Origin of the sequence: Massilia eurypsychrophila (assembly GCF_002760655.1) — a bacterium.
Classification (GTDB): Bacteria; Pseudomonadota; Gammaproteobacteria; order Burkholderiales; family Burkholderiaceae_D; genus JAFCUW01.
Genome location: NZ_PDOC01000010.1, coordinates 94,576 through 120,307, shown reverse-complemented (window position 1 = coordinate 120,307; position 25,732 = coordinate 94,576). Strand labels below are relative to the sequence as shown.

General features: G+C 63.7%; 32 protein-coding genes. 15 read left to right on the top strand and 17 right to left on the bottom strand.

Annotation, left to right across the window (positions count from 1 at the left end; translation table 11 throughout):
• The first annotated feature begins 99 nt into the window (after positions 1–99).
• Positions 100–867, top strand: a complete 768-nt coding sequence (locus CR105_RS16675; RefSeq protein WP_099790175.1) for a Crp/Fnr family transcriptional regulator — start codon at positions 100–102, stop codon at positions 865–867.
• A gap of 39 nt (positions 868–906) precedes the next feature.
• On the opposite strand, the gene CR105_RS16670 is transcribed toward CR105_RS16675, so the two are convergent.
• From CR105_RS16670 to CR105_RS16645, 6 genes are all read right to left on the bottom strand, one after another.
• Complete coding sequence (locus tag CR105_RS16670) at positions 907–2,370, bottom strand: ATPase domain-containing protein (protein ID WP_099790173.1); 1,464 nt, start codon at positions 2,368–2,370, stop codon at positions 907–909.
• Positions 2,367–2,780 carry a hypothetical protein gene (locus tag CR105_RS16665; protein ID WP_131021734.1) on the bottom strand — a complete coding sequence of 138 codons (414 nt, stop codon included), beginning with the start codon at positions 2,778–2,780 and terminating at the stop codon, positions 2,367–2,369. The genes CR105_RS16670 and CR105_RS16665 overlap by 4 nt, the downstream gene beginning before the upstream one ends.
• Before the next feature lie 3 nt (positions 2,781–2,783).
• Positions 2,784–4,187 (bottom strand): hybrid sensor histidine kinase/response regulator, encoded by a 1,404-nt coding sequence (locus CR105_RS16660; protein ID WP_099790170.1) that lies wholly within the window; start codon positions 4,185–4,187, stop codon positions 2,784–2,786.
• Positions 4,188–4,399: 212 nt separating this feature from the next.
• Positions 4,400–4,621, bottom strand: coding sequence for a YMGG-like glycine zipper-containing protein (locus tag CR105_RS16655; RefSeq protein WP_099790168.1), 222 nt, complete (start codon positions 4,619–4,621; stop codon positions 4,400–4,402).
• 54 nt (positions 4,622–4,675) lie between these two features.
• Positions 4,676–4,993, bottom strand: a complete 318-nt coding sequence (locus CR105_RS16650) for a BON domain-containing protein (protein ID WP_099790166.1) — start codon at positions 4,991–4,993, stop codon at positions 4,676–4,678.
• Between the two features lie 160 nt (positions 4,994–5,153).
• The gene (locus CR105_RS16645) at positions 5,154–7,223 is read right to left on the bottom strand and encodes an AsmA family protein (protein WP_099790164.1); all 2,070 of its coding nucleotides are present in this window, start codon (positions 7,221–7,223) and stop codon (positions 5,154–5,156) included.
• A 190-nt stretch (positions 7,224–7,413) separates the two neighbouring features.
• Between CR105_RS16645 and CR105_RS16640 the strand changes: the two genes are divergently transcribed.
• The 7 genes from CR105_RS16640 (at position 7,414) to CR105_RS16610 (ending at position 11,910) form a co-directional block, all read left to right on the top strand.
• Entirely contained in the window at positions 7,414–7,806 is a 393-nt protein-coding gene (locus CR105_RS16640; RefSeq protein ID WP_099790162.1) for a DUF4398 domain-containing protein, read from the top strand.
• A 93-nt stretch (positions 7,807–7,899) separates the two neighbouring features.
• On the top strand, positions 7,900–8,835 hold the full coding sequence (locus CR105_RS16635) for an OmpA family protein (protein ID WP_099790160.1): 936 nt from the start codon (positions 7,900–7,902) through the stop codon (positions 8,833–8,835).
• A 27-nt stretch (positions 8,836–8,862) separates the two neighbouring features.
• Complete coding sequence (locus CR105_RS16630) at positions 8,863–9,402, top strand: ferritin-like domain-containing protein (protein ID WP_099790158.1); 540 nt, start codon at positions 8,863–8,865, stop codon at positions 9,400–9,402.
• A 41-nt stretch (positions 9,403–9,443) separates the two neighbouring features.
• Entirely contained in the window at positions 9,444–9,788 is a 345-nt protein-coding gene (locus CR105_RS16625; RefSeq protein ID WP_099790156.1) for an ElaB/YgaM/YqjD family protein, read from the top strand.
• A gap of 18 nt (positions 9,789–9,806) precedes the next feature.
• On the top strand, positions 9,807–10,193 hold the full coding sequence (locus CR105_RS16620) for a phage holin family protein (protein WP_229413977.1): 387 nt from the start codon (positions 9,807–9,809) through the stop codon (positions 10,191–10,193).
• A 25-nt stretch (positions 10,194–10,218) separates the two neighbouring features.
• Positions 10,219–10,590, top strand: coding sequence for a hypothetical protein (locus CR105_RS16615; protein WP_131021735.1), 372 nt, complete (start codon positions 10,219–10,221; stop codon positions 10,588–10,590).
• A gap of 165 nt (positions 10,591–10,755) precedes the next feature.
• Positions 10,756–11,910, top strand: a complete 1,155-nt coding sequence (locus CR105_RS16610; RefSeq protein ID WP_099790151.1) for a patatin-like phospholipase family protein — start codon at positions 10,756–10,758, stop codon at positions 11,908–11,910.
• On the opposite strand, the gene CR105_RS16605 is transcribed toward CR105_RS16610, so the two are convergent.
• The 3 genes from CR105_RS16605 to CR105_RS16595 all read right to left on the bottom strand — a co-directional run bounded on the left by CR105_RS16605 (position 11,907) and on the right by CR105_RS16595 (position 13,048).
• Positions 11,907–12,275: a hypothetical protein gene (locus CR105_RS16605; RefSeq protein ID WP_229413976.1), complete on the bottom strand. Its 369-nt coding sequence runs from the start codon at positions 12,273–12,275 to the stop codon at positions 11,907–11,909. The genes CR105_RS16610 and CR105_RS16605 overlap by 4 nt on opposite strands.
• A gap of 83 nt (positions 12,276–12,358) precedes the next feature.
• Positions 12,359–12,511, bottom strand: coding sequence for a DUF3309 family protein (locus tag CR105_RS16600; RefSeq protein ID WP_099790149.1), 153 nt, complete (start codon positions 12,509–12,511; stop codon positions 12,359–12,361).
• Between the two features lie 72 nt (positions 12,512–12,583).
• Entirely contained in the window at positions 12,584–13,048 is a 465-nt protein-coding gene (locus CR105_RS16595) for an outer membrane lipoprotein (protein WP_099790276.1), read from the bottom strand.
• A gap of 319 nt (positions 13,049–13,367) precedes the next feature.
• On the opposite strand from CR105_RS16595, the gene CR105_RS16590 reads away from it, so the two are divergent.
• From CR105_RS16590 to CR105_RS16580, 3 genes are all read left to right on the top strand, one after another.
• On the top strand, positions 13,368–13,925 hold the full coding sequence (locus CR105_RS16590) for a hypothetical protein (RefSeq protein ID WP_099790147.1): 558 nt from the start codon (positions 13,368–13,370) through the stop codon (positions 13,923–13,925).
• 78 nt (positions 13,926–14,003) lie between these two features.
• Complete coding sequence (locus tag CR105_RS16585) at positions 14,004–14,318, top strand: BON domain-containing protein (RefSeq protein WP_099790145.1); 315 nt, start codon at positions 14,004–14,006, stop codon at positions 14,316–14,318.
• Positions 14,319–14,521: 203 nt separating this feature from the next.
• Positions 14,522–15,595, top strand: coding sequence for an AI-2E family transporter (locus CR105_RS16580; RefSeq protein ID WP_370660689.1), 1,074 nt, complete (start codon positions 14,522–14,524; stop codon positions 15,593–15,595).
• Positions 15,596–15,618: 23 nt separating this feature from the next.
• Here CR105_RS16580 and CR105_RS16575 read toward each other — a convergent pair whose 3' ends face one another.
• The 5 genes from CR105_RS16575 to CR105_RS16555 all read right to left on the bottom strand — a co-directional run bounded on the left by CR105_RS16575 (position 15,619) and on the right by CR105_RS16555 (position 20,187).
• The gene (locus CR105_RS16575; protein WP_229413975.1) at positions 15,619–16,251 is read right to left on the bottom strand and encodes a YdcF family protein; all 633 of its coding nucleotides are present in this window, start codon (positions 16,249–16,251) and stop codon (positions 15,619–15,621) included.
• Positions 16,252–16,254: 3 nt separating this feature from the next.
• On the bottom strand, positions 16,255–17,178 hold the full coding sequence (locus tag CR105_RS16570) for a YihY/virulence factor BrkB family protein (protein WP_099790141.1): 924 nt from the start codon (positions 17,176–17,178) through the stop codon (positions 16,255–16,257).
• 64 nt (positions 17,179–17,242) lie between these two features.
• Positions 17,243–18,271: an OmpA family protein gene (locus CR105_RS16565; RefSeq protein ID WP_180288221.1), complete on the bottom strand. Its 1,029-nt coding sequence runs from the start codon at positions 18,269–18,271 to the stop codon at positions 17,243–17,245.
• A 139-nt stretch (positions 18,272–18,410) separates the two neighbouring features.
• Entirely contained in the window at positions 18,411–19,787 is a 1,377-nt protein-coding gene (locus tag CR105_RS16560) for a MipA/OmpV family protein (protein WP_099790137.1), read from the bottom strand.
• Positions 19,788–19,920: 133 nt separating this feature from the next.
• Positions 19,921–20,187, bottom strand: a complete 267-nt coding sequence (locus tag CR105_RS16555; protein WP_099790135.1) for a hypothetical protein — start codon at positions 20,185–20,187, stop codon at positions 19,921–19,923.
• Positions 20,188–20,494: 307 nt separating this feature from the next.
• Here CR105_RS16555 and CR105_RS16550 point away from each other — a divergent pair, with 307 nt between their 5' ends.
• From CR105_RS16550 to phbB, 4 genes are all read left to right on the top strand, one after another.
• On the top strand, positions 20,495–21,106 hold the full coding sequence (locus tag CR105_RS16550) for a winged helix-turn-helix domain-containing protein (protein ID WP_307189637.1): 612 nt from the start codon (positions 20,495–20,497) through the stop codon (positions 21,104–21,106).
• Positions 21,107–21,315: 209 nt separating this feature from the next.
• On the top strand, positions 21,316–22,179 hold the full coding sequence (locus CR105_RS16545) for a M90 family metallopeptidase (protein WP_099790271.1): 864 nt from the start codon (positions 21,316–21,318) through the stop codon (positions 22,177–22,179).
• Between the two features lie 89 nt (positions 22,180–22,268).
• The gene (locus CR105_RS16540; RefSeq protein ID WP_099790269.1) at positions 22,269–22,823 is read left to right on the top strand and encodes a glycine zipper domain-containing protein; all 555 of its coding nucleotides are present in this window, start codon (positions 22,269–22,271) and stop codon (positions 22,821–22,823) included.
• Positions 22,824–23,070: 247 nt separating this feature from the next.
• Positions 23,071–23,817 carry an acetoacetyl-CoA reductase gene (phbB, locus tag CR105_RS16535; protein ID WP_099790133.1) on the top strand — a complete coding sequence of 249 codons (747 nt, stop codon included), beginning with the start codon at positions 23,071–23,073 and terminating at the stop codon, positions 23,815–23,817.
• An 18-nt stretch (positions 23,818–23,835) separates the two neighbouring features.
• Here the strand turns inward: phbB and CR105_RS16530 are convergent, their stop codons facing one another.
• The 3 genes from CR105_RS16530 to CR105_RS16520 form a co-directional block, all read right to left on the bottom strand.
• Positions 23,836–24,204 carry a TraR/DksA family transcriptional regulator gene (locus CR105_RS16530; protein WP_180288220.1) on the bottom strand — a complete coding sequence of 123 codons (369 nt, stop codon included), beginning with the start codon at positions 24,202–24,204 and terminating at the stop codon, positions 23,836–23,838.
• 122 nt (positions 24,205–24,326) lie between these two features.
• Positions 24,327–24,803, bottom strand: a complete 477-nt coding sequence (locus CR105_RS16525; protein WP_099790131.1) for a hypothetical protein — start codon at positions 24,801–24,803, stop codon at positions 24,327–24,329.
• Positions 24,804–24,821: 18 nt separating this feature from the next.
• Positions 24,822–25,676 carry a hypothetical protein gene (locus tag CR105_RS16520; RefSeq protein WP_099790129.1) on the bottom strand — a complete coding sequence of 285 codons (855 nt, stop codon included), beginning with the start codon at positions 25,674–25,676 and terminating at the stop codon, positions 24,822–24,824.
• Positions 25,677–25,732 lie beyond the last annotated feature (56 nt).

Here is a 25,732-nt window from a genome sequence, read left to right as displayed (position 1 = left end):
TCACGTTTATTGCCGTTACGCTGATTGAAATTGTTTGTAAATGTAATCGCGTTCCATTTGACAAATGGTTTCTTACACGATCGCCACCCGACGAGAAAAATGTTTCAACACACTCAACCGAGCCGCGCTGGACCTGCAACTTTCGCCGCTGCCCACGAGGATGCCGAGAAGAACGGCAACTGTCTGCTGGGCGCATTGCCCGACCACGACTTTGCCCGCCTGGCGCCGAAGCTGGAGCAGGTGCAGATCGATGTCGGCGATGTGTTGTGCGAGCCGGGCGACACGTTCAAGCACATCTATTTCCCGCACGACAGCCTGGTATCGCTGCTCGGCGTTGCCGAAGGGCGCATGACGCTCGAGGTCGGCCTGGTCGGGCGCGAAGGCATGCTTGGCGCCACAGTCGCGCTCGGCCATGAACTGGCGCAGGTGCGCGCCGTGGTGCAGCGCGCCGGCACTGCCAGCCGCATGGACAGCGCCCAGTTCCGCACCGAATTCGCGCGCAATCCGTCGCTGCAACGGGTACTGTACCGCTACACCGACACCTTGCTGGCACAGGCGATCCAGATTGCCGTGTGCAGCCGCTTCCACGTGCTGGAGGCGCGCCTGGCCCGTTCGCTGCTGATCACGCGCGACCGCCTGGAATCGGACAAATTTCACCTCACTCACGAATTCCTGGCGCACGCGCTGGGCGTGCGGCGGGTCGGCGTGACCAAGGCTGCCAGCGCGCTGCAGCAGCAGGGCCTGATCATCTATAGCCGCGGCAATATCGAGATCCTCGATCTGCCCGGGCTGGCGGCAGCCTCGTGCAAGTGCTACGAGATCGTCAAGGAAGCGGGCGAAGCGGCGCTGGCCACCGCCTTTGTATAAAAGTCGACGATGGTCCCGTGAAGCTGCCATCGCCGCAATTCAGGCCGGATCGTCGCCCACATCGATCAGCTTTGGCGTGCCGGCCAGGATGCCCTGGTATTGCTGCAGGTCTTCGCCGATGCGGATGCCGTCCGGGCCGATGTCGTAAAAGCGGAATTCGTCGCTGTGCGCGCTGCCGCGGATCTTGACCACCGACGTCACGCGCCGCAGCTTGCCATTCAGCTCGACATAGCGCTGCATGACGATGGCGTCGGCCAGGAACGCGTTGCCATACGAACTGAAGCGCAGCTCCTGGTAGCGGTCTTCCACTTCGGCCGTCATCAGCACCGTCACGCCCATCTCGGTCAGCGTTGCAACCAGCCGGTACAGCGATTCGCGGAAGTCTTCGCGGAACATCGACGCCAGCGCCATTTCAAAGCCGGACACCGAATCGATGACGACCCGGCGCGCCTTCATCTTCTCGATCATGGCGACCAGGTCGTGCAGGATCTCGTCGAGCGACAGGTCGAGCGTGCGCGTATTGATCACGCCGACGGCGCCGCTGGCGATCAGGTCGTTGAGCTGCTGGCTCATCAGCTGGTTGGGACTTTTCTCGAACGCGGCAATCACGCCCGGTTCGCCGACGCGCACGCCTTCGGCCAGGAACTGGGTCGCCAGCACGGTCTTGCCGGAACCGGACGGTCCCACCACCAGCAGCGAGTAGGCGGCCGGCAGCCCGCCGCCCATCATCTTGTCGAGCTCGGGCACACCAAGCGATACCCGCTCGTTCGACGCAATGCGCACTTGCCTGGCGGCCGGCTTGACTACCGCGCGCGGGAAGATTTCGAGGCCGTTGTCGCCAATGCGGAAGGTGTGGATGCCCAGGCTCTGCGCCTGGCCGCGCATCTTGACGACCTGGATCTTGCGCACCAGCGCGTCGCGATGAATCAGTTGCGACAGCCACAAGATGCCGTCGGCGACGGTAAACACCGGGCTCGATTCGGCTTCCGGCGCCAGGTATTCGCCGATCAGGAAGGTGGTGGCCAGCCAGCTCGTCATTTGCATGCCGAGCTGCTGGACGAAGTGCTGCAGGCCGCCGGCGCCGGCGTCCATCGCCTTGGCCGACTGCACCACCGAACGGAACGAGTCGACAAACACCAGGCTCGGCTTGAAGGCCTGGACTTCTTCCTCGATGCGCGCCAATACCCGGTCGAAGTCGCCCTCGAGCAAGTCGGCGGCCAGGTTGACGAAGCGGATCGACTCGTTGATCTTGCTGACATCGAAGAAGGGAAACTGCTGCTGGTAGCGCAGCATCTTCAGCGGCGGCTCGCCCAGCACGGTGAAAAACAGCGCCCGCCGATCGGGGTTAGCCAGCGAAAACATGATCTGGTGCGCCATCGTCGTCTTGCCGCTGCCGGGCGTACCGGCCAGCAGGTTGAACGAAAACTCGGGCACGCCGCCGCCGAGCAATTCATCGAGCCCGGGGACGCCCGTGGCCAGCCGTTGGATACTCACTTTGTTCATGTTCGGTGCTCCGTTGCAGCTTGATTCACGACGTCGTCACCCCATGCCTTGCGCAGGATGCTGTAGGTCAAAAGTTCGCCAATTAGTACGATCAGGGTGTCGATGAAAATATTCAGCAGGGCGGCGCTGGCCGCTTGCGCTTCGGCCGCCGGACGCTGTTTCAGGCGCGCGGCCAGCAGCGCGAATGCATCGCCGCTTTGCGCTGTCTCCGACGCCAGCCACGGCGACGCCGCGGCGGCAAGGTGCAGGCTGCGCGCATACATCGACTCGAAGCCGCGCTCGCCGATAATGACGCGCAGCTCGAGCGCCAGGCTCTGCCACAGGCGCAGATCGACGTCGTCGTCAGAGCCGGGCGCGCGCCGCACCGCCTGGCCGATCATGAAATGTCGCTGTTGCTCGCTGGTAGCCATAGTTCAGTATTTTTTTTGCGACGCCGTCGGGTCGTCGCGGCGTTGGGACGGGATGCGCAGCTGGCTGGCATGCGCGGCGATGATGCGGGTCAGCGCCGGCAGGCTCACCGGTTTGACCAGGTAATGGTCGAATCCGGCCTCGCTGGCGCGGTCCGGCTGATCGCTGTCGCTGTAGCCGGTGGTGGCAACGAAACAGGGGCGCGGCTCGTCGAGGGCGGCGCGCAGCGCGCTGACGACCTGGTAGCCGTCCATGCCGGGCAGGCCGATGTCGCACAACACCAAGTCGAACGACTGGCTGAGGCCGGCGCGCAGGCCGCTGGGGCCGTCGAAGCAGCTCGTCACGCTGTGACCGTCGCGCTCGAGCAGCATGGTCAGGATGTCGTTGGCGTCGTGATTGTCTTCGATCAGCAAGATTTTGCACGGCACCGCCGGCACTGCCTGCGCGGCGGCGTTCGCACGCTGGTCCGTGCTGGCCGACAACGGCAAGGTGACGCTGAACATGCTGCCCTGGGCGCTGCCTGCGCTCGTCACGCTGACCGTGCCGCCATGCAATTGGGCGATCGTACGCACCAGCGACAAGCCGATGCCAAGGCCACCCTGGGCACGGTCGAGCGAGCGGAAGCCCTGGGTGAACAAGTCGAAGATGAATGGCTGCAGCTCCGGCTGGATGCCGGCGCCGTCGTCGCTGACTTCGACGGTGACGGTGTTGCCCACGCGCCTGGCATTGATCTCGATGCGGCCATATTCGTGGGTGAACTTGCTCGCGTTGATGAGCAGGTTGGAAAACATCTGCGCCAGCCTGACCTTGTCGCCGTCGAGCACCAGCGCGGCGGCCGGCAGGCGCACCTGCAACTGCTGGTAGCGCCGTTCGATGCCGGGACGGCTGATTTCGACGGCGTCGGCGATGATGTCGCTCAGCACCACCGGGGCCAGCTGCAAGACGACCTTGCCGCTGTTGACGCGCGAAGCATCAAGCAGGTCGTCGACCAGCCGCACCATGTGGGTCATTTGGCGTGCGTACACGCCGTGCACTGTCGCCACGGTCGGATGCAGGTCAGTGATCTTGCCCAGCAATTCGTTGGCCATTGCCATCGGCTGCAGCGGGTTGCGCAGCTCGTGCGCCAACATCGAAAGAAACTCGGTCTGGCGCAGGTTGGCCGCTTCGGCCGCGGCCTGGCGGTCCTGGGCGCCGAAGGTGGCCAGCACCAGGTGTTCGTTCGCTGCCTGCAGCTGGCGCACCAGCTGGGCGAACGCGGCGGACTGGTTGTCGTTGGCGGAATGGCTGGCGATCATGGCCAGCAACTGGTCGATTGTGGCGCGCAGGGCTGCAACTTCCTGCTCGTGCAGTACTTGCACGGCCGGGACGCTGGCAAACTTCCCGGCGCGGGCTTTCCCGTCATTGTTCATGTGATCCTGCCTTGCGGGCTCATCCCAGATGCTACTTTACGCCCACCAGGCGCCGTAAGGCGCTGCCATGGTCGCCAGCTCGATTGCTGCGGACAGGAAATTCTTAACGCATACATAATACTGCGATTCGCACCTCTCGGTCCCTCTATTTAGTTGCCAAAATAGAAGACGCCCCGACGGGCGGGGCGCTTTTAACTACGTATTGCTACCAATTACTTGGTGGTCTTGACCTGGTTACCGATGATGCCGCCGACTGCTGCTCCGCCAACGGTGCCAACTGGGCTGCCGCCGGTCAGTACGCCGCCGACAACTGCACCAGCGCCAGCGCCGATTGCAGTGTTCTTGTCCTGGTTCGACATGCCGGCGCAGCCAGCCAGGCCGAGGGCCACGGTGATCAGCGATGCGCTTACTACGAATTGTTTGATGGTCTTCATGTGGTATCTCCTTGGGTGGGTTGTGGTGTTGCTTATTAATTAATTATTTATTTATTACTTCAGGCGCAGGTCGTTCTTGACCGATTTCACGCCGTTCACGGAACGTGCTACCGACGATGCGGTCGCGATGTTCTCTGCCGAGCTGACAAAGCCGCTCAGTTGCACGACGCCTTTGTAGGTCTCGACGTTGATTTCCGACACTTTCAATGTCGGGGCATTCAGGATGGCTGCCTTGACGCCGGTGGTGATGGCGACGTCATCGATGTATTGGCCTGGGGTGGCGTGCTTGGATTCGGTGGTCGATGCGCAGCCGACGATGGTCGACATCATCAGGGCGGCGATCAGAGTGCTTGCGATTTTCAGGTTTTTCATATGGGGTCCTTAGTGTGGATTGTTGTTCTTGGTTGCGGCAGGGCGTTCTACACCTGAGCCGATAGGTCACAGAGTAGAGCCTGCCAGAGGGCTGGTCTGTTCGGCAACGCACACAGTGTTGCGAACAGGACAGCCCTCGGCGGAGGGCTGTATTGACGTGTCAGCGCGGGGCGCGGGCGGCCGGCGGCGGGGCCACCGGCTTGACGCGGGCGGCGGCGAGCAGCGTGCCGCAGGCGCTGTCCTGGCCAGGACCGGTGTTAATCAAAGGCAGCAGGGCGGCGATTGGCGCGGCCACCGTGGCCAGCGCGATGGCGCCGCCGGCTTTCATGGCCAGCACGCCCTTGTCGACCGACACGTCGGGCTTGCTGAAGGTGCCTTGCAGGTGCAAGGGCGAGCGCAGCGAGAAGATGCGCAGGCTCTTCGTTTGTGGGCGCATCGTCAGGTTCAGCTGCTCGTTAACCAGGTTGATGCTGCCGTCGGCCGTAATGACCGCTTCGTCGGTGTCGATGACGAACACGCGCGTTTGCATCACGCCGTTGGTGACGGCAAAGTTGGTGGCCATGCAATTGAGCTGCACCGGCTTGTCGCCGAACAGCTTGGTCAGCACGATGTTGCCGACGTTTAGCCCCATCGTCTCGAGCAGCAGTTTGCTCACCGAGCCCTGGTTGATGAGCGTCTTGATTTCGCCGTTAGAGCTGGCCAGCAATGTGGCGACCGAGTTGCCGGTTGCCGACAGCTGGGCGTCGCCGTTGATTTCACCGACCGTCGCCTGCATCTTTTCTATGGTCGGGAACAATTCCTTGATCTTCAGGTGGCGCGCGGTGACCTTGGCGGTGGCCTTGATGGCGTCCTTGCCGTCGCGCCCGCTGCCGTCGAGCCTGATGTTCGACACCATGTTGCCGCCGGCGATGGTGAAGTTCAGAGGATTGAGCGTCAGCACGCCCGCCTTCATGACCAGGTGGGTGCTCAGCTTGCTGATCGGCAGCTGCTTGTCGCGCACGATCCGCTGGGCCGAGTACTTGACGTCGGCGTCGACCGTTTTCCAGCGCTCGGTGCGGAATGTTTCGACCGGCAGCACCTTGCCGGCCGGCTGCACCGGCGCCACGCCGCGCGCCGTTTTGCTGGCGTTCGAGTCGGCGCCGATCAGCGGCCCGAGGTCGGCGAAGTTGAGTTGCTGCGACACCACGTTGCCAGTCAACATGCCGCGCGGCTTGCCGGTCTGGTATTCCAGGCGCCCGCCCAGGTCGCTACTGCCGACCTTGCCTTTGAACTTGTCATACGTCCAGCGGCTGCTTTTTGCGTCGAGCGTGCCGATCAGGCGGCCCTCAGTGCTGAAGGCTGGCGTTTCCGGCAGCAGCACGCCGGTGAAATCGTACAGGCGCGCCATGCTGGGGCCGGCCAGCTTGAGCTTGAGGTCGATTGCCGCCAGCTTTGACGGACGGGTGATGGTGCCTTCGGCGCTGACACGGTTGGGGCCGGCGCGAAAGTCCGCCTGTATCGGGTAGGGCACGCTGCTTTCCTTGAGCGAGAGCACCGCGCCGGCCTTGCCGCCGCCGGTCACCGGAGCGCCGTGGTAGGTGCCGCGCAGTTTCCAGCTGATGCCGTAGGTCTTGTCGCTGATGGTGTCGACGTCGGCGGTGACGTCGGCTTTTTCGACCGCGTCGGCCAGGTGCACGACGCCCTTGGTAAAGACCACCCGTTCAAGGTCGAGCTTCCATTCGGACTTTTTCTCGTCGCGCTGGAACGTCCAGTTGTTGGTGCCGTCGGCATTGCGCAGCAGGTCGATTTTTGGCGTTTCGAAGCGCAAGGTCGGAATGGCGATGGTCTTGTGCAGCAGCGAAAACGGATTGAGCGAGAACGACAGCTGGCTGACGCTGGCCGTGTCGCGCGCCGGCAGTCCGGCCGGATTGCTGACGTGGACGTCGTTGGCGATCAGGTGAGGCCAGGGAATATGGTCGCGCCAGCTTGTTTCGTGCCCGGCAATCCTGGCGGCCGGCTTTTCCCACTCCAAGGTCAGGTCGCCGTTGATGGCAAACGGGCGCCCGATCGCGTCGCTCGCCTTGGCGTTGAGCCACGGGCGCGCCTTGTTCCAGTCGTAATTGAGCAGGATGACGAGCGCAATGGCCGGTATGGCCACCAGCAGGCCGAGCACCGTCAGCACGATCTTGGTAGTGCGCGAGGTGGCGCGGGAAGCGGGCGGGACGCTGCTGGGCTCTTGGCGGTCAGGCATGTCGATCCTCTGGTAATTGTTGCAATGGAGGTCTCAGGGTAGCGCAAACGACAATGCCAGGATGTGCGGTGCCGCACCGAGCGCCTGGCGCCGGTGGAAACATTGCTATGTGCGTCAGCGAACTGAGCTTAACAAAGAAACAGCATATAACGTTAATATCACATCAATTAATTGCCACCGGAGAGAACCCATGACCACGCAAGCGAAGACCACTCAGTTGTTCAAAGTATTGTGCGCCGGCGCGCTGCTGTCGCTGGCTGCCTGCGGCACGTCGCAAAAGGCGCCTGCCACCGCCGACGTTGCCGTCTCCCGTAATGCGGTCGAGAACGCAGTGAGCGCCGGCGCCGCCGACCTGGCCCCGGCCGAAATCACCGCGGCGCGCTCGAAGATGATGCGCGCCAACGAGGCCCTCGCGGCCAAGGATTACACCCTGGCCCGCAGCTTGGCGACCGAAGCGCAGGCCGACGCCAAGCTGGCCCAGAGCAAGGCCAATTCGACCAAGGCGAACGCCGCCGCCAACGCCCTCGACGCCGACCTGCGCATCCTGCGCGACGAAGTCGAGCGCGCCAACGGCGTGCGCTAACACGCTGCCGGGCGGGTCGGCCGCCGCCGGCTGCCCCGACAACAACTCGACACGACCCCGCGCACAGCACGCGCTTTCTACAAGGACTTGAACATGAACGCGAAATTTTTTAAAGCCACCATCCTCGCCAGCGCCGTCATGCTGGCCGCCTGCAGCTCCACGCCGACCACCACCAATATGCTCGACCAGGCGCGCAACGAGTTCGTCGCCGCCAACAGCAATCCGGCAGTGTCGAGCTATGCGCCGCTCGAATTCAAGCAGGCCAGCGATGCGCTGGACGCCGCCAACGCCGCCGCGGCGCGCCGCGAAAGCCTGGCCCAGATCGACCAGCTGGCCTACCTGGCCAAGCAGAAGATCGCCACCGCCCAGCAGGTCGCCAGCCAGAAGGCCGCTGAAGCCGACATCGCCAATTCCGGCCGCCAGCGCGACCAGCTGCGCCTGCAAGCGCGCACCGCCGAAGCGGACCGCGCCAAGATGGACGCCGACCGCGCCAAGATGGAAGCCGAGCGCGCCAAGATGGATGCGCAGTCGGCCCAGGCCCAGGCCAATGACGCCACCCGCGCCGCCCAGAATGCCGAAGCGCAAACGCGCGAAGCGCAGGCCCGCGCTGCCCAGCTCGAAGCGCAGATGGCCGATCTGCAGGCGAAGAAAACCGAGCGCGGCATGATCATCACCATCGGCGACGTATTGTTCGCCACCAATCAGGCGACCTTGACCGCCGACGGCGTCAATAACGTGCGCAAGCTTGCCGACGTGCTGAACCAGAACCCGAACCGCACCGTGCTGGTCGAAGGGTTTACGGACAGTACCGGCACTTCGGCGCACAATCAGGAACTGTCCGAGCGGCGCGCCGGGTCGGTGGCCAGCGCGCTGACCGGCATGGGCATCGGCCGTGAGCGCGTCGCCATGCGCGGTTACGGCGAAACCTATCCGGTCGCCGGCAATGTCTCGGCTGGCGACAAGCAGCTGAACCGCCGCGTGGAAATCGTGCTGTCGAATGAAGGCGTTGCAATTCCGCCGCGCCGTTAATTTACGTATCTGAACAAGGAAATCATCATGGAAGAGAACAAAACGCCGCTGGCGCACGGTTTTGACGTCGCCGCCATCCGCGCCGCCGCCGCCAACCTCGACGACGGCGCCGTGACCGACGGCTACCAGGCCGACCGCGAAGCCGTCATTGCCATGCTCAACGATGCGCTCGCTACCGAGCTCGTCTGCGTGCTGCGCTACAAGCGCCACTACTTCACCGTCAGCGGCCCCGGCAACGGCCAGGCGCGCGCCGAGTTCCTCGAGCACGCGACCCAGGAGCAGGAGCACGCCGACTGGCTGGCCGAGCGCATCGTCCAGCTGAACGGTTCGCCGAATTTCAATCCGGCCACCCTGACCGCGCGCAGCCACGCAGAGTATGACGATTCGGACAATGTCGGCGCAATGGTGCGCGCTAACCTGATTGCCGAGCGCGTGGCGATCGAATCGTATCGCCAGATGATCGTCGCCATCGGCGACAAGGATCCGACCACGCGCGACCTGCTCGTCAGAATCATGGCCGTCGAAGAAGAGCACGCCGACGACATGCACGACCTGATGCCAGCCTAAAACCATTTAAAATTTTTTTCACCCACCAACAGGAGTTCATCATGTTAGACAACAATACCCGTTCCGCCAACGCCGCCGCCAACACCGTCAACGGCGCCATGAACAATGCGTCGGCCGACGTCAAGACGCTGGTCAAGGATGCCCAGACCCTGCTGACCGCCGCTGCCGCCCTGACGGGCGAAAAGGCCGAAGAGCTGCGTGGCCGCGGCATGGAGATGCTCGACGTTGCAATGGGCAAGGCGAGCCAGGTGCAAGGTCAAGCTATGGTCAAGGGCAAGGAACTGGCCCAGTCGGCTGATGTCTATGTCAAGGACAACCCATGGCGCACCATCGCCGCCGCTGCCAGCGTCGGCCTGCTGCTCGGCGTGATCCTGGGCCGCAAATAATCTTAGCCGGGGGTAGCGATGGAAAAAGCTGAAACTATCGTTCATGGTCCCGGCCTGATGAGTGGACTGACCGGCCTGGCGAAGAACCTGTTGGGCCTGGTCGTGTCGCGCGTCGAACTGGCAGCCATCGAGCTGACGGAAGTGCGCAACCACGCCATCGAGCTGGTGGCCTTGTTTGCCGGCGCGGTGCTGGCCGTCTGGTTCGCCGTCCTGTACGGCACCGCCATGGTGGTGGCGCTGGCGTGGGATACGATGGGATGGAAAATCCTGCTCGTGATGTTCGCCGTGTTCCTCGTCATTACGGCAATCCTCGTATTCAAGGGCCTGGCCATGCTCAAGCAGGGCAAGCTGGCGTTCCCGGAAACGATGAAAGAACTAAAGAACGACCGCGACATGCTGCTGTAACGCGGCAACGGATATCGGAGGTTGCATGGAAACACAAACTGTAGAAGTCAAAGCGCCCAGGGAAGACATGCAGGAGCGTAAGGCTCAGCTGATCCGCGAGGGCGAGTTTTACCGCGTTGCGCTGGTGCATGCGAAGGCGCAGGTCAAACACGCGGCGCGGCCGGACGTGCTGTTTCACTCGGCGGTAGACCACGCCACGTGGGCGGTGCGCTCGCGCGTCGACAGCCTGCTCAAGCCGACCGGCGCGAGCCTGGCGACGCTGGCGCCGATCGTGGTGACGGCCGTGCGCATCTTCCGCAACCGCCGCATGGGCATCGCCGGCATTGCCTCGGCAGTGGCGGTGGCCGGCTTTGGCTGGTACATGCAGCAGCGCCGCCTGAAACAGGCGACGTTTTAATCGAGCGGCGGCCGCGGTCATGCCACGGCGCCGCAGTCTTCTCCGGGCAATTGACGCCGGAAAGCAAATATGGTGGGGCTTGAACGGCGTCGCAATCGTAGATTCGGCGCCGTTTTTTTTTAATCCATGCCGCACATGCGGCGCGGTGTGTCTGAACGGAACACGATGACGGCCAACAAGAATGCACTCAACCCCGACAATCTGCGCATCGTGCTGGTGCTGCAGGGCGGCGGCGCGCTCGGCGCCTACCAGGCCGGGGTCTACCAGGCATTGCACGAACACGACCTGGTGCCCGACTGGATCGTCGGCACGTCGATCGGCGCCATCAACGCCGCACTGATCGCCGGCAATCACAAGGACGACCGCCTCAAGCGCGTCAAGGCGTTCTGGGACCGGGTTGCCCATCCCGACAGCGTCGACATGGCCAAGGTCAGCGACGACCAGCGCCGGCGCAGCATCATGCTCAACACTGCCGACACGTTTGTGCGCGGCATACCCGGCTTTTTCGCGCCGCGCTATTTCAGCGGCTTCCCGTTCGGCATGACGGTGCCGCCGGAGGACGCGTCGTTCTACGACACCCGGCCGCTGCACGCCACGCTCGAAGAACTGGTCGACTTCGATTACCTCAACGAAGATGGCGGGGTGCGCCTGACGGTCAACGCGATCAGCGTCACCACTGGCCAGCTGCGCGCCTTCGACAGTACCGACGGCGACTTGTGCGCCGCGCACGTGCGCGCCAGTTGCAGCCTGCCGCCGGCGTTTGCGCCGGTGCGCGTCGACGGCGAACTGTACTGGGACGGCGGCCTGTATTCGAACACGCCGCTCGAGTCGGTGCTCAAGGAACTGCCGGAAGGCGACACGCTGTGCTTCATGGTCGACTTGTGGAGCGCCCACGGCGGCGAGCCGGTGACGATGGACCAGGTCAACACGCGGCAAAAGGATGTGACGTACGCGTCGCGTTCGCGGCGCCACATCGACGACTACGTCACCGCCCACCGCATGCAGCACAAGCTGCGCGAGCTGTACGCGCGGGTGCCGGCCAGCGAGCACAGCGAAGCGGACCGCGCCGAACTGGCCGCGCTCGGCGTCGGCTCGACGATGCATATCGTGCGGCTGCCATACGCCGGGCGCGACTGGAACATGGCGGCCAAGGACGTCAATTTTTCGAAAGGATCGATCGAGTGGCGCTGGGACCAGGGCTATCGCGACGCGCTGCGCGCGCTCAAGCATGCCGGCTGGCTTAACGCCTTTACCGACGAAACCGCCGTCGTCGTGCACGAATTACCGAGCCACGACGCCGGCAGCCGCCAGGCCGACTAGCGCTGTTCGGCCGAGATCTGCGCACGGGCGCCGGCCATTTCTTGCTGGTAAGTGGCGCGCGCTTCCTTCATGCAGCCGGCGCGCTCGCTGGCCGCCATCTTGCGGCAGGCGCCCTGGGCTTCCTGCAGGCCGGCGGCAATTTCTTTTTGCAAGGTGCGCAGGCGCTGGGCGGCGGTCGTGTCCTCGCGGAACCAGCGCCCCGGATCGCCCTGGGCGATTTCGCGCGCCTGCTTCTGTGCAGTGGCCGGCGGCACATTGGAGTCGGCCGATTCGGGCGTGGCCTGGGCGTGGGCGGCGCCGGCAAAGGCCAGCGCGGCGCAGGCTGCGGCGACGTTGCGCAAGGTAGTGGCGTGAGGCAGATTCATGGCAGCTCCTATTGTTGTTGTATGTGCTTGCGGTGAAAAAAAGGCGAAAAAAAACCGGCGCGCGGCCGGTCTTGCGAGTGCGCTTACAAGCGCCCGGTCAGGAGCATGATGATCAGCACGATGACGAGGATGCCGGTGATGCCGACAGGACCGTAGCCCCAGCTGCGGCTGTGGCCCCAGGTTGGCAGGACGCCGATCAGGATAAGGATAAGTACGACGAGCAGAATGGTTCCCATGGGGAGCTCCTAAAGTGAATCTGAATTGGTAATCCCGGCGGGAACAGGCGCGCCCGTGGGCGCGCTGGTAGATCAATAACGGTAGACGCGGCCGTCGACCATGCGCACGCGGTTGCCCACGCGCAGGTCATACACGCTGTCCTGGGTGATGCTGCGATACTCGCCGTTATCCATGCGGATGTTCAGCTGGTACATGTCCTGGCCGTTGTTGTTGCGGTTGGCTTCGACACTGTTGCCGACCACGGCGCCGCCGACTGCACCGGCGACGGTCGCTGCCGTACGGCCCGAGCCGCTACCGACCTGGTTGCCGACCAGAGCGCCGACGAGGCCGCCGACGACGGCGCCGCTACCGGACGTGCCGCCCGAGCCGCGCACGACCTGGATCGAATCGATGGTGCCGTAGCCCGACGAGACGTTGGTGTTGTAGCCTGGCTGGCTGTAGCCGCTGTTGTACGGGGTCGAGGTGGTGGTGGCGCAACCGCTCAGCACTGCGGTGCTGGCGACGATCAGTGCGGCGATGGTGTGTGTGGATTTCATCTTGTTCTCCTGGCAAATGTGTAAGGTCAGGATAGTGGGCAACATTTCGACGGTCTGTGCGGTGCCGCACTGATTGGTGTCGATTTGATATTTCACGAAATTCACGTGGTCGGGAACTTTTTTTTTGCAAGACCGCATTTAAGGTAATAATCTATCGGGCAAGCGCCGGAGGACACCTTGTTGCCGCATGAGGCGGGATATTTGTTGTAAAAAAGGCAGCCCGGACGGAATAAATAATGATGTGTTCGCCAGCGAACAGATGGGGTCTGTCATTCCACGTAAAACGGTAATCAATCGAATTGCCTATTGGAGCTTTAACATGAAACAACGCCTGACACCCCGCCACGCCATCGTCCTGCTCGCCGCCGCACTGTGCTGGAGCGGCAGCGCCAGCGCCGCCACGGCGGAAGCGAAGGCAGCTTACGTGCAAGCCAAGGACGGCGCTACCGCAGCTTACAAGGCCAACCGCGCCAAGTGCGACGCCATCACCGGCGCGCCGAAAGATGTCTGCGTCGCCGAGGCGAAGGCGGCGCGCGTGCGTGCCGAGGAAGAAGCCGGCGCCTATTACAAGAACACGCTGAAGGCCTACACGTCGTCGCGCATGAAAATTGCCGACGCCAACTACGACCTCGATAAGGCCAAGTGCGGCGCGCTGGCCGGCAACGACCGCGATGTCTGCGTCAGCCAGGCCAAGGCGACCCTGATCGCGGCCCAGGCCGATGCCAAGGCCGACAAGCGCGCCATCGAAGCACGCACCGACGCCCGTGACGACAAGCGCGCCGCGCAGTACAAGGTCGCGATGGAAAAATGCGACGCCTTTGCCGGCGCGGTCAAGGACAGCTGTGTCGCCACCGCCAAGCTCGATTTCGGCAAGTAATTCACTGATTTGTAGTTCACGCAGTAAGCTCATCCCGAGCATGCAATAATTTTTTGACCAACCACCAAGGAGTCCACCATGAAATTTCCACGCCGCTTCGCCAGCATGCTGTTTGCCGCTTCGCTCGTCGCCACCCTGGCCGGTTGCGCTTCGACCCCAACCAAGGAAGGCACTGGCGAGTTCATCGACGACACCGTCATCACCGCCAAGGTGAAAGCATCGATCTTCAATGAGCCGACCCTGAAGGCAACCGAGATCAACGTTGAAACGTTCAAGGGCGACGTCCAGTTGTCCGGCTTCGTGGCCCAGCCACAAGATGCCCAGAAGGCAGTGGAAATCGCCCGTGGCGTCAAGGGTGTAGTATCGGTAAAGAACGACGTCCGCGTAAAATAACAGACCGTCCTCGCCGGCCCCGCCAGGGGCCGGCGCTATGGCCGGCGCACTTTGTAAAGTCTCCAATGAAGCTTGCAGATCCGAACCTGCCGCCTGCCACTGAAGAATCAGTCATCGTTTCCGCCGGCGTCGCCGCGCACGATGGCGAGATTGCTCCACCTGGTCATTCGTTCAAAATTCCCTTGCATGTCAACGCACGCGGCATGGCGCTCGGCGTCCTCGCCACGATTGCCTTCGTGTGGGCGCTGCAATGGTCTGAAAAATTTCTCGTGCCGCTGCTGCTGGGCGTGTTCATCGCCTATACGCTCAGTCCGGTCGTGCAATGGCTCGAACGCCTGCACATCAAGCGCGTCATCGGCGCCACCCTCGTCACCGTGTTCATCCTGGCCGTGCTGGCCGGCGTGCTGTACCGGGTGCAGGGCGAGATCCTCAACGTCGTCGACGAGCTGCCGACGATCACCCACAAGCTCACCAAGGTGCTGACCGACAATAGCGGCGGCCAGCCGAGCACGATCCAGCAGATGCAGGCCGCGGCCAGCGAGATCGAGCGCGCCACCGCCAACGTCGGCTCGGACGCCTCGCGCGCCGCCGCGCGCCGCGCCATGCCGGCCGCCGCTGCCGGCGGCGGCTTCAAGGTCATGGACTGGGTGCTGGCCGGCTCGATCGGCATGATTACCTTTATCAGCCAGGCCACGATGGTGGTGTTCCTGGTGTTTTTCCTGCTGCTGGCCGGCGACACCTTCAAGCGCAAGCTGGTTAAGCTGACCGGCCCTTCGCTGACGCGCAAGAAAGTCACCGTCCACATCCTCGACGACATCAATACGTCGATCCAGGCCTACATGTTCATGCTGCTCGTCACCAACGTGCTGCTCGCCTTGCTGATGTGGCTGGCGCTGTCGGCGATCGGGCTGGAAAACGCCGGCGCCTGGGCCATCCTGGCCGGCCTGCTGCATATCATGCCGTACTTCGGGCCGCTGCTGATCACCGCCGCCACCGGCATAGTCGCCTTCATGCAGTTCGAACAGCTGAAGATGGTGCTGCTGGTGGCCGGCGCCTCGCTGGCGATCGCCACCCTGGTCGGCACGGTTGTCGCCACCTGGATGACCGGACGCATCGCGCGCATGAATCCCGCGGCCGTGTTCGTCAGCCTGCTGTTCTGGGGCTGGCTGTGGGGCGTCTGGGGCTTGCTGCTCGGCGTGCCGGTGGTGGTGATCCTGAAGGTCATTGCCGAGCGCGTCGAAGGCATGGAAGTGGTCGCCGAGCTGCTGGGCGAGTAAGCTGGAGCGGCGGGCGATCCCGCCTACCGAGGCTGGCGCGGCGCAAGCTGCGGATATGCCGGGCAACCGCGTATCTCCTGCAGAAAGCCTTCAGCCAGGTAACGCGGGATCTTGTCGAATTCGCCCAGCACGCGGGAGCGAAATTCCGCGTGTTCATGCCAGCGCTGGTCAGGTACACTGAAGTAGTTCACCGGACAAACCGACAAGCGCAAGCCAGGCCAGTGACGTTGCATCGTCATCAGGTAGCGCCGGGTCGAGCATATTTTCCCGATCACCACGACACTGCCGATCGCCGCCAGGTCCATCACCTCGGCGACCCTGGCGCGGCCGAAGCGCACGTTCTCGCCGGTGTTGGTCGCTGCCGTCTCCAGGATGAGCGCGGTTTCCGGCATGCCGAGCCCGATCAGCCTGGCGGCGATCATGTCGGCCTCGGCAATAGGGGACGACCCGGTCCGCCCACCGGAAATCAAGAGCCGGCTGAACATGCCGTCCTGCCAGAGCCGGTGCGCCACCGCACAAAATTCCGGTACGCCCTGGCGGGTGCCGAACAGAAAACCAAGATCGGAAACGCATGCCGGCAGCGACGGCATCATGTAGGCGGCAATGCGCTGCAACTCGTCGCTCGTCATATCGGTTGCCATACGGTCGGTGTCCATCCGTTAGCCGGTGCGCACTGCGCCCTTGTTGTCGGCGCCGGTTTCTTCGGCCGGCTTGTGGCGCAGGCTGCCCAGCTGCAGGGCGTACTGGCGCGCGAACTCGGCGCCGAGGAAGAATATCTGCGCCGAGTAATACACCCACAGCAACATCGCGATGGTCGAGCCGGCCGCGCCGAAACTGTTGGCCACGCCGCTGTTGCCGATGTACAGGCCGATCAGGTATTTGCCCAGTTCGAACATCGCCGCCGTGCCGAGCGCGCCGATGGTGACGTCACGCCACGACAGCTTGATGCGCGGCAGCAGCTTGTAGATCACGCCGAACAGCACCGCGATGACGCCAAAGCTGATCAGCCAGGCGATCCACGACAGGATCACGGTGGCGTCCTTGTACAGGCCGCCGACGAAGTTTTCCAGGATTGCCAGCGCCGCGCTGACCACCAGCGACACCATCAGTAAAAAGCCCAACACCAGGATCAGGCCGAACGAGAGCAGGCGCGTGCGAAGGACGTCCCACCAGGTCGGGCCGGTCGGTTTCGGCACGCCCCAGATCTCGTCGAGGCTGTCCTTCAGTTCGGCGAACACGCTGGTGGCGCCGAACAGCAGCAGGGCGGTGGCAATGATGGTGGCCTTCAGGCCGCTTTCCTCGTTGCGCGCGCCGGCCAGCACCAGCTGGATCGCTTCGGCGCCTTTTTCACCCATCAGCCCGCGCAGCTGCCCGAGCAGCTGGCCCTGGGCCGCTTCGGCGCCGTAGAAAAAGCCGGCCACGGCGATCACCAATACCAGGATAGGCGCCATCGAAAACAGCGTGTAGAACGCCAGCGCGGCGCCTCGGCTGGCGTCGCGGTGGTCGAACCATTCACTGACCGCACAGCGCAGCACATGCAGCACGCGTCCCGAAAAAGGGATCCATTGTTTCACTTCGATCATGCCTGTCTCCAAAAAAAAATGGGCCCCAGCAGGGCCCATCGAGAGGTCTATTGCAACGTTGTACTTATTGTACGCGTTTCTCGATTGTGATCTGTTCCACTTCAACGCGGCGGTTCGGCTCGAGACACTTGATCAGCTCGGCGCGTTTCTTCTGGTCGCATTGCACCACCGGATTTTCTTCGCCACGGCCAATCGCCTTCAGGCGGCCGCCCTCGATGCCTTTCGCCACCAGGTAGCTGCGCACGGCATTCGCACGCTTCTCCGACAGCGCCTTGTTGTACTTGGCTGAGCCGAGGCGGTCGGCGTAACCGACGATGTCGACGTCGGTGATGCTCGGATCGGCCTGCAGCGCCGCGGCGATCTCGTCAAGCCGAGGCTGCGGCATCGTCAGGTTGGCGCTGTTGAAGGCGAACAGCTCGGTTGCCGACAGCGTGACCTTTTCAAACCGTGGCGGTGGTGGCGGCGGCGGTGGTGGCGGCGGCGGCGGCGGCTGGACGGCCGGCTCCGGCGGTGGCGGCGGCGCCGGTGGCGGTGGTGGCGGCGCCGGTTTGTTGAAGGCGTAGTTGAAGCCGACGGTCAGGTATTTGTTATTGCTGCGGCGGAAGCCAAAATCCTCGCGGTCGAGGAAGCCACGCACCGAGCGCAGGTCGGCCTGCATCGACCACTGGTCCGACAGGCCCAGCTGGAAGCCGAGGCCGGCGGTCAGGAAGGGCGAGGTGGCGCTGCGGCGCAGCAGCGGGCTTTCCAGCTTGTCGCGCTGGGCGCCGATGCCGAACAAGATGAACGGACGGAAGTTTTTGCGTGACAGCATCATCAGGGCGTCGGCGCCGAGCAGGGTCTGCTTGTAGTCGGTGCCGCCGCCTTCGGCGCGGATGTGGCTGGCGCCGATCTGGATGTCCCAGCGCTGAGAAATTGGTTTGCCGAACTTGACGGCGCCACCATAGTCGCGCTCGTCCAGGCCGAATTCGCGGTCGACCTTCACGCCGACCACGCTCGGCTGGATGTACCAGGACGGATTGATTTCTTGTGCCAGGCTGATCCCGGCGGAGCATAGCAACGCAGCTGCCAAGGCAACTTTTTTTGAATTATTCACAGAAAACTCCCGTAACGTTAAAAAAATAAATTGTTCTTCAGCCATCGGAGATGTTGGACGAAGATTTAACTTGGGAGTTCCGTATCTTGGCGATTGTCTCGCCGTCATTTGCGCTGGCGCGCCGCGTTGCATGCCGTGGTTACATCTTCGCCTCGATGTAGCCGTACAAGTAGTTCGAGCCGCCATTGATATTGCCGAGGATTTGCGAGGCGCCGAAGATGCCGGAGCGGTGCGAAATGCCGATCCCCAGGGTTTCCTTGAGCCGCTTCGAGCCGACCAGGTCGCCCAGGCTGACGTCGAGCGAAGGATCGAGATAGTTCAGAAAGCGCGAGGTGTCGCGCCCGCGCCGGGCCTGGTCCTGCAGCTCGACCAGCGGCACCCGTTGCGCCATCGAAAAGCCGGCGCCGAAGCCGACCCGGGTGCGCACCGCACCGCTCCACGGAAAGCCATAGTAGTACGCCTTGATCTGGGCGTTCAGCTGCAGGCTGTCGGCGGCGCGGCCGCGTTCGTCGTGCAGCTGCACGCCGATGTAGCCGACGAAGTCGAACGGCCAGCCGTTGACCCGCTCGACCAGCGGGCGGCCGACGTCGAAGCCCCAGATGCGGGTGTCGTCCGGGGTGCGGGTCGAGCCGCAGCGGAACGTCGCGGCGGGCAGGAAGTTGCACTCGGTGGCGCGCCCGCCGTACAGCTTCAGGTGCAGCGGCAGGCCCGGCTCGGAATACGGCTTGTGGCTGCCGAAGTCGTAGGCCGCGCCGACCATCGCGTTCGGCTGCAGCTTGTCTTCGACGATCGGGCTGTGCCGCACGCCGTCGGCCAGGCCGGTGACGCCGATGCCGCCGAGCAGCCGCCAGCGCTGGCTCAGCTCGTAGTAGCCGAACAGGCTGGCGGTCCAGTCGACGCCGCTGCCGGGGAGATAGGCGGGACGGTCGGCGCGCGCCTCGCTGGCGCGCACGCCGTAGTAATAATTGTTCAGATTGGCGCTGCGGCGCGCAATCGCCACGCTCGGGCGCAGGTGCAGGCGGCCGTTTTGCAGGTCGAGGCTGTAGCCGAGCCGTGTTTCGCTGCCGTGGCTGGCGTTGTTGGCGTCGTGCAGCACTTCGACGTCGAGGTTGCCCCAGCTTTTGCGCTTGCGGTAGGCGATGCCGACGTCGACGCCGGGATTGCGGCGCGCCATGCCCTGCAGCAGCGGCGGCGTCTGGTCGGCCGGAAAACCTTCGAAGCGGTAGTCGACAAACACTTCGAGGTCGTGTTCGGAACGCTCGCTGAGCTTCCAGCCGGCGCGGGTGGCGTGCAGGTAGACCTGCTTGCCTTCATACATGTACAGCGGCACCAGGTCCTGGCTGACGGCTGCGCCGCGGTAGGGCGAGTACGCGCGCCGCTGGATCGCGCCCAGGCCGGCGCTGCCGGGGATCGAGAGAAAGTCGACCAGCACGTCCGAGCCGGCCGGGCCGGCGCTGGCGGTCAGCGGCATCAGCAGGGGAAGCAGGGGGCAAAACAGCAGCAGGCGGGTTCGCATAAGTAGCGCTTTAATGGTTCAGGTCCGCAAGTTTAGCTCCTTTACAACGCGGACGAAAAAAAGCGCCGCGACGGACCAGGGTCCGCGGCGGCGCTTTTCGCACTTCACAAGCCCGCGAGGGGGCTGGAGTCACTTAGTTGGTTTTTTCTGGAACGACGATGACGGTGTCGCCAGTTTTGCCAGGCTCGCCAGCTTTGCCTTCGGCGCCAGTGGCACCAGTAGCGCCGGGAGCGCCGGCAGCGCCAGAAGCGCCAGGCTCGCCTGCAGGGCCTGGAACGGCAACTGGCGTTTCAACCGTTGGGGTCACGACGGTGGTCGTGGCCGGTGGGTTGACGGTGGTTTTTTCGCATGCGGTCAGGCCGATAACGGCGAACATTGCTACGAGCAGGGTAGTTTTCATGGTGGGTCCTCTATATAAGTTATGACATCTGTATCGATGCGCACGCAATTTCACGCGAACAAGCCCATCTTAATCAAGTAAGTACTGTCGATCTGTACGCCAACGCACAGTGCAATTGCTCACACGCTCGTTTTTTATGTTTGAAAACATGAATCATATGAAATGTTCGATGGCGCACAGACCAGTGTCCATGACACAGGCAATCTGGGTACAACGTAAGGGGAACCGCGATGTTGTTGTGCTGGTCAAACACCACAACCGACGCGATCCCGGATCAATGAACCATCTCTTTCATGGAGCACTCAACATGCATGCACCGACAAACCATAACGCAACGCAAGGCGACCTGGGCGCAATGCACAATTCCGGCAATTCGGCCCTGATCGAGCGCATTGCGCCGCAGCCGACTGAACGGGCGCCCATCTCGATGGCACCGATCGAGCGTGTGCGCTCGACCTCGGCAACCCAGCGCCGCATCGAAAACATGCAGAAACTGATCGGCGAATTGTCGACTCACGAAATGCTGGCCGACGAAATCGCCTGGTTCCTGAAGTTTTCGCCATCCGGCGCGCGCAAATACATCCGCGACCTGCGCGAAGCCGGCGTGATCGAACTGGCACGCTACATCGAGGGTACCGCCACCTACCTCGGCAAGGCGGTGTACCAGATTTCGCCCGATCCTGACCGGGTCAAGGCGTTCCTGGCCGCCATCGTGCAGCCGAAACGCGAAGGCGCCGCCCCGCGCAAGGAGCGTCCGGGCCTGCGCGAGCAGAGCATGGCAGGCACCGGCCGCCACTTCCACATCCTGGCCGACGACACCCATTATGCGATCCGGGTCAACCGCAGCCCGGTTGCACGCGATCCGCTGGTAGCCGCGCTGTTCGGCGCCGCGCCGTCGGCCAACAAGGACCACGCGTAACGATTTACCGGTAGTTCCCCGGGTCGGCACTGTCCGACCCGGCCTTCCACACCCGCTTGCGCGTCGCTGCGCCGCCTCTGCCTTACCCTCCTGATTGAATTTACAATAACGATCCCCACTTGCTGCGAGTGTGGCAGGCCGTGCCTGTCTTTTCCCGAGCTCACAGAAAGGCAATCCATGTCATCGACTTCGCTTTCATGCAGCCGCCAATGCAAGCGCTGATCGTCACCGTCGCCATTGTGCTGGCGCTGGCGGCCGCAATGCTGGCGCCCGGCTGGCGCCTGAGGCGCGCCCTGCGCCGGCCGATGCCGCAGCAGCACGTCGACATCCTGCGCCGCAACATCCCGGTCTACGCGCGCTTGCAGGCGCCGCTGCAGGAACAGTTGCGCCAGCGGGTGCAGCAATTTTTGTTTCAAAAGAAATTCGTCGGCTGCGATGGCCTGGTCGTCGACGACGAAATGCGCCTGACCATCGCCGGCCAGGCCTGCCTGCTGCTGCTGAACCGGCCGAGCCGCGTGTATCCGGGGCTCGACACGGTGCTGGTGTATCCGAGCGCATTCCTGGTGCCGCGCAACCAGGTCGACGAAGCCGGCGTGGTCACCGAAACGCGCCAGGACCTGCTGGGCGAATCGTGGGGCGACGGCCGCGTGGTGCTGTCGTGGGACCACGTGCGGCGCGGCGCCTCCGACTGGACCGATGGCCAGAATGTTGTGCTGCACGAGTTCGCCCACCAGCTCGACAGCGAGTCGGGCAGCAACAACGGCGCCCCTTATCTCGGCAGTCCGGCGCGCTACCGCGAGTGGGCGCAGGTGCTGTCGCAAGATTTCGCCAGCCTGCGCAGCGACGCCTACTACCAGCAGCACAGCGTACTCGACCACTACGGCGCGACCAGCCCGGCCGAGTTTTTCGCCGTCGCCACCGAAACGTTCTACGAAAAACCGTGGCAGCTGGCGGAGCGCCACCCGGCCCTGTTTGCCGAATTCGAGAAGTATTACCGGGTCGATCCGCGCGAATGGCAGGATGCGCCGCCCGCTGTCCCGGAGCAGGAGGCAGGCTATGGCCAATGGCGCTAAGCTATCGGCGCGCTAAGTACGCTGGCGTACAGAGTTAGTTCGCAGGGTGGCGCATGCTTGCCACATCATTAATGCAGGAGGAATACAGCATGTCGACAATCATTGCAGGTCATTTTCAAACGCAGGAAGAAATCGACCGCGCCCGCAGCGAACTGGTCGGCGCCGGCTTTCGCGAAGACCACATCAGCGGCTTCTTCGTCAACCAGCCAGGTCAGCACGACATGACGCCGATCGGCGGCGACAACCTGCAGTCGCCCGGCGCCAAGGAAACACCGGAAGGCGTGCTGGAAGGCGCCGCCGCGGGCGGTGCGGTCGGCCTGGCGATCGGCGCGGCCACCTCGGTCATCACCGGTCCGGTCGGCCCGATCGTGGGCGGCCTGGTCGGCGCGCACGTCGGCTCGCTGTACAGTTTCAGCAAAATGAAGGAAAAAGGCGAAGCGGAAGAGGGCGGCGAGAATCGCGCCGAGCCGCGCAAGCCGGGCATGCTGCTGGCGGTCGCGCTTGCCGATGGCGGCCAGGAACAGCGCGTGCTGGAAGTGATGCGCGACCTTGGCGCCCATCACATCGAACGCGCCGAAGGCAGCATCGTCGATGGCGACTGGGTCGATTTCGATCCGCTGAGCACGCCGCGCATCATTACCTGACCTGCAATCGCTGGCTCTCAAGCCGACAGCATGAAAACCGTCCTTCCCGTTTTGCGGGAGCGGCGGTTTTTTTCATGCTGGCAGCCCAGGCAAAGCGCAAGGCCCGGCGGTTTTCTTTCATCTGCGCCATATTGACCGCGTAGCACCGGCCTTGATATATCTCAATATTGTCGCGGATGAGTCTCCTAGACTTGATCCTTCGCACCGCATCCGTGGTGTGCAAAGAACAATTGGGGGTGGCCGAAGCATGGAAAAGCTCAAGGTAGCGCTGGTGACAGGTGGAATGGGCGGGCTCGGAACGGCGCTGTGCAGGCGGCTCGACGCCGCCGGGTTCCAGGTCGCAACGACGTACTCGCCGAACAATCCGAGTCCGGAAGGCTGGCTGGCAGCGCAGCGCGACGAAGGTTGCCGTGTGCGCGCCTACAAGGTCGACGTGTCCGACTTCGCCGAGACCGAATGGATGATGCAAAAGCTGCTGGCGGAAATGGGCCGGCTCGACCTGCTGGTCAACAATGCCGGCATCACGCGCGACTGCACCTTGCGCAAGATGGCGCATGCCGACTGGGACCAGGTATTGCGTACCGACCTCGACAGCGTCTTCAACGTCACACGCCAGGCGCTCGAACCGATGACGGAGCAGCGCTGGGGACGCGTCATCAACATTTCATCGGTCAACGCCCAGCAGGGTGCGTTCGGCCAGGCCAACTACGCGGCGGCGAAAGCCGGCATGCACGGCTTCACCAAGGCGCTGGCGCTGGAAGTGGCGCGCCACGGCATTACCGTCAACTCGGTGTCGCCCGGCTACTTGCGCACGCGGATGGTGGAGATGGTGCCGCCCGACGTCCTCGAGAAAAAGATCCTGCCGCAGATTCCGGTCGGACGGCTCGGCGAGCCGGCCGAGGTGGCCGGGCTGGTCGCTTACCTGGCCTCCGACGCGGCCGCGTTCATCACCGGCGCCAACATTGCCATCAACGGCGGCCAGCACATGTGCTGAGATTTGTACTGAGATTCACTAGCCGGCGCGGCGCTTCTCGGCGCGCGTCTGGCAAGTGATGCACAGGCGCGCTTCCGGCCGCGCCTGCAGGCGGAAAAAGCCGATCGGATTGCCGCATTCCTCGCATTCGCCGTAGCTGCCGTCGTCGAACCTGACCAGCGCGCGCTTGAGGATGAGCATCTGGGCGGCATTGTGGCCGGCGGCCTCGAGCGCCAGATCGTTGAGCAGGCGCACCGTCGCCTTGTCGGCCGGCGACGTTTCCACTTCCTGCACCGGCAAGTCGCGCGCGCCGGCGTCGGCGCCAACGGCTTGCAGCGACAGCGCGGCGAGGCGCTGCTCGATCATCGATTTCAGCAGCGCGAGCTGTCCCGGTTCCAGGCCGTTCATCGTTTGCCTTTCAGGATCGATTGATGGAGCCCGGGGCGGTGACTGGGCTGTCACAAGTGTAGCGCGATCGGGACGCCATGAACATGGCCGCACGCTACGGGGCAGGGGTCGGGATGTGCCGCTCAGGCCGGCTTGACGGGCGGCCTTTTCGGCGCGCTGGCGTTGACTGCAGCGACCTGCTTGTCGATCTTGGCCAGCGCGACCAGGATCGGCGCGGCCTGGCCGGTGGCGGCGGCGCCGGCCAGCGACAGCAGGGCGCCGACCAGGCCGACGACGTCGCCGATCCGGGTGATCTTGCGGATTTTTTCGGCCGCCTGCGCCGTCAGTTCGATTACGTGCTGCTGCGGTTTGCCGAGCGTCTTGACGACAAACGTGACCGCGTCGGCGTACAGGCTGTTGGCGCGCTGGCGCAGCAGCAGTTCGTCGTCGAGCAGCGCGCGCGCGGTGGCCTGCTCGGCGTCGGTGAACGGGCCGCTGTGGCCCTTGATGTCCTTCATCACGCGCGCGTGGATCTGGTCGGCGCAGGCCGACAGCTGGTCGGCCAGTGCCTCGACCTGCTCTATGCTGCCCAGCCCGCCTTGCCCGGTGTCCTTGTTCATCGCCACTCCCTGGATCGTTTAATTGCCGGACAGGCCGGAGCGGATCATGTCGAGGTCGCGCACATAGCTCGACAGGATGTTGCGCACTTCGACACCGTGCAGCGCGCCGAGGTTCTCGCGTATCTTCTGGTGCCCGAGCGATACCTTGGTCAGGCCCTGCACCGCCAGCTCATAGCGCTTGTCGAGGATCTTGTATTCGGACGACTTGTTCAGGTAGTGCACCTTGGCCAGCGTCACCAGCATGCGGTCCTTCGGCTGGTTGGCGAACGGGATTTCGATGTCGAATATGCCGAGGATGGTTTTCTTCTCGTTTTCGTGCGTCTTGGCGTAAAAGCGGGTCAGGGTCAGCATGCCGTCGAGCAGGATCTGCAGGTCGCGGTCGCCGTCGCGCACCATCGTCTCGACGCTGCGGTTCTGGTAGCCCGAGGCGATCGCGCGCGTGAGCAGGCGCGTCAGGCCAGTGTAGGCGGTGACGTGACGCTGGTCGAGCGGGCTGTCGAGGTTGGCCTTGATGCCATTGCCGAGGTCGTCGAGCTTGTCGCCGAGGTCGTAGCGGGCGTCGCCTGCCAACAGGCTCAGCGTTTGCATGTAGAGCACCACCGCCTTCTGGGCGCTGACGAAGTCGTCGTACACGGCGCGCCGTTTGGCGTCGGTCTCGCGGCCGATCTTTTCGGCCGCCGGCGGCAGGTACAGCTGTTCGCGCGCGTAGGTGTCGCGAAAGCGCGTCGACAGTTCGGCGTAGCCGCCCAGCTTGGCCGACTGGTCGGCAAAGGCACGCACTTCCTGCAGGCTGACGTTGTTGGTGGCGCAGCCGCCCAGCAGCAGGCAGAAGCACAGGGCAATCCAGGAAAAGAGGCGAGGAAGGAAGGGCATGGGTCCTTTCTGGCCGCGCGGGAAGGCGAGCCGGAAGGAGACATTCTTGCCCTTCT

Coding starts and splice junctions, on each gene's coding strand:
- CR105_RS16675 (WP_099790175.1), top strand. CDS start 100: ATGTTTCAACACACTCAACCGAGCCGCGCTGGACCTGCAACTTTCGCC.
- CR105_RS16670 (WP_099790173.1), bottom strand. CDS start 2,370: ATGAACAAAGTGAGTATCCAACGGCTGGCCACGGGCGTCCCCGGGCTC.
- CR105_RS16665 (WP_131021734.1), bottom strand. CDS start 2,780: ATGGCTACCAGCGAGCAACAGCGACATTTCATGATCGGCCAGGCGGTG.
- CR105_RS16660 (WP_099790170.1), bottom strand. CDS start 4,187: ATGAACAATGACGGGAAAGCCCGCGCCGGGAAGTTTGCCAGCGTCCCG.
- CR105_RS16655 (WP_099790168.1), bottom strand. CDS start 4,621: ATGAAGACCATCAAACAATTCGTAGTAAGCGCATCGCTGATCACCGTG.
- CR105_RS16650 (WP_099790166.1), bottom strand. CDS start 4,993: ATGAAAAACCTGAAAATCGCAAGCACTCTGATCGCCGCCCTGATGATG.
- CR105_RS16645 (WP_099790164.1), bottom strand. CDS start 7,223: ATGCCTGACCGCCAAGAGCCCAGCAGCGTCCCGCCCGCTTCCCGCGCC.
- CR105_RS16640 (WP_099790162.1), top strand. CDS start 7,414: ATGACCACGCAAGCGAAGACCACTCAGTTGTTCAAAGTATTGTGCGCC.
- CR105_RS16635 (WP_099790160.1), top strand. CDS start 7,900: ATGAACGCGAAATTTTTTAAAGCCACCATCCTCGCCAGCGCCGTCATG.
- CR105_RS16630 (WP_099790158.1), top strand. CDS start 8,863: ATGGAAGAGAACAAAACGCCGCTGGCGCACGGTTTTGACGTCGCCGCC.
- CR105_RS16625 (WP_099790156.1), top strand. CDS start 9,444: ATGTTAGACAACAATACCCGTTCCGCCAACGCCGCCGCCAACACCGTC.
- CR105_RS16620 (WP_229413977.1), top strand. CDS start 9,807: ATGGAAAAAGCTGAAACTATCGTTCATGGTCCCGGCCTGATGAGTGGA.
- CR105_RS16615 (WP_131021735.1), top strand. CDS start 10,219: ATGGAAACACAAACTGTAGAAGTCAAAGCGCCCAGGGAAGACATGCAG.
- CR105_RS16610 (WP_099790151.1), top strand. CDS start 10,756: ATGACGGCCAACAAGAATGCACTCAACCCCGACAATCTGCGCATCGTG.
- CR105_RS16605 (WP_229413976.1), bottom strand. CDS start 12,275: ATGAATCTGCCTCACGCCACTACCTTGCGCAACGTCGCCGCAGCCTGC.
- CR105_RS16600 (WP_099790149.1), bottom strand. CDS start 12,511: ATGGGAACCATTCTGCTCGTCGTACTTATCCTTATCCTGATCGGCGTC.
- CR105_RS16595 (WP_099790276.1), bottom strand. CDS start 13,048: ATGAAATCCACACACACCATCGCCGCACTGATCGTCGCCAGCACCGCA.
- CR105_RS16590 (WP_099790147.1), top strand. CDS start 13,368: ATGAAACAACGCCTGACACCCCGCCACGCCATCGTCCTGCTCGCCGCC.
- CR105_RS16585 (WP_099790145.1), top strand. CDS start 14,004: ATGAAATTTCCACGCCGCTTCGCCAGCATGCTGTTTGCCGCTTCGCTC.
- CR105_RS16580 (WP_370660689.1), top strand. CDS start 14,522: ATGGCGCTCGGCGTCCTCGCCACGATTGCCTTCGTGTGGGCGCTGCAA.
- CR105_RS16575 (WP_229413975.1), bottom strand. CDS start 16,251: ATGGACACCGACCGTATGGCAACCGATATGACGAGCGACGAGTTGCAG.
- CR105_RS16570 (WP_099790141.1), bottom strand. CDS start 17,178: ATGATCGAAGTGAAACAATGGATCCCTTTTTCGGGACGCGTGCTGCAT.
- CR105_RS16560 (WP_099790137.1), bottom strand. CDS start 19,787: ATGCGAACCCGCCTGCTGCTGTTTTGCCCCCTGCTTCCCCTGCTGATG.
- CR105_RS16555 (WP_099790135.1), bottom strand. CDS start 20,187: ATGAAAACTACCCTGCTCGTAGCAATGTTCGCCGTTATCGGCCTGACC.
- CR105_RS16550 (WP_307189637.1), top strand. CDS start 20,495: ATGCATGCACCGACAAACCATAACGCAACGCAAGGCGACCTGGGCGCA.
- CR105_RS16545 (WP_099790271.1), top strand. CDS start 21,316: ATGCAAGCGCTGATCGTCACCGTCGCCATTGTGCTGGCGCTGGCGGCC.
- CR105_RS16540 (WP_099790269.1), top strand. CDS start 22,269: ATGTCGACAATCATTGCAGGTCATTTTCAAACGCAGGAAGAAATCGAC.
- phbB (WP_099790133.1), top strand. CDS start 23,071: ATGGAAAAGCTCAAGGTAGCGCTGGTGACAGGTGGAATGGGCGGGCTC.
- CR105_RS16530 (WP_180288220.1), bottom strand. CDS start 24,204: ATGAACGGCCTGGAACCGGGACAGCTCGCGCTGCTGAAATCGATGATC.
- CR105_RS16525 (WP_099790131.1), bottom strand. CDS start 24,803: ATGAACAAGGACACCGGGCAAGGCGGGCTGGGCAGCATAGAGCAGGTC.
- CR105_RS16520 (WP_099790129.1), bottom strand. CDS start 25,676: ATGCCCTTCCTTCCTCGCCTCTTTTCCTGGATTGCCCTGTGCTTCTGC.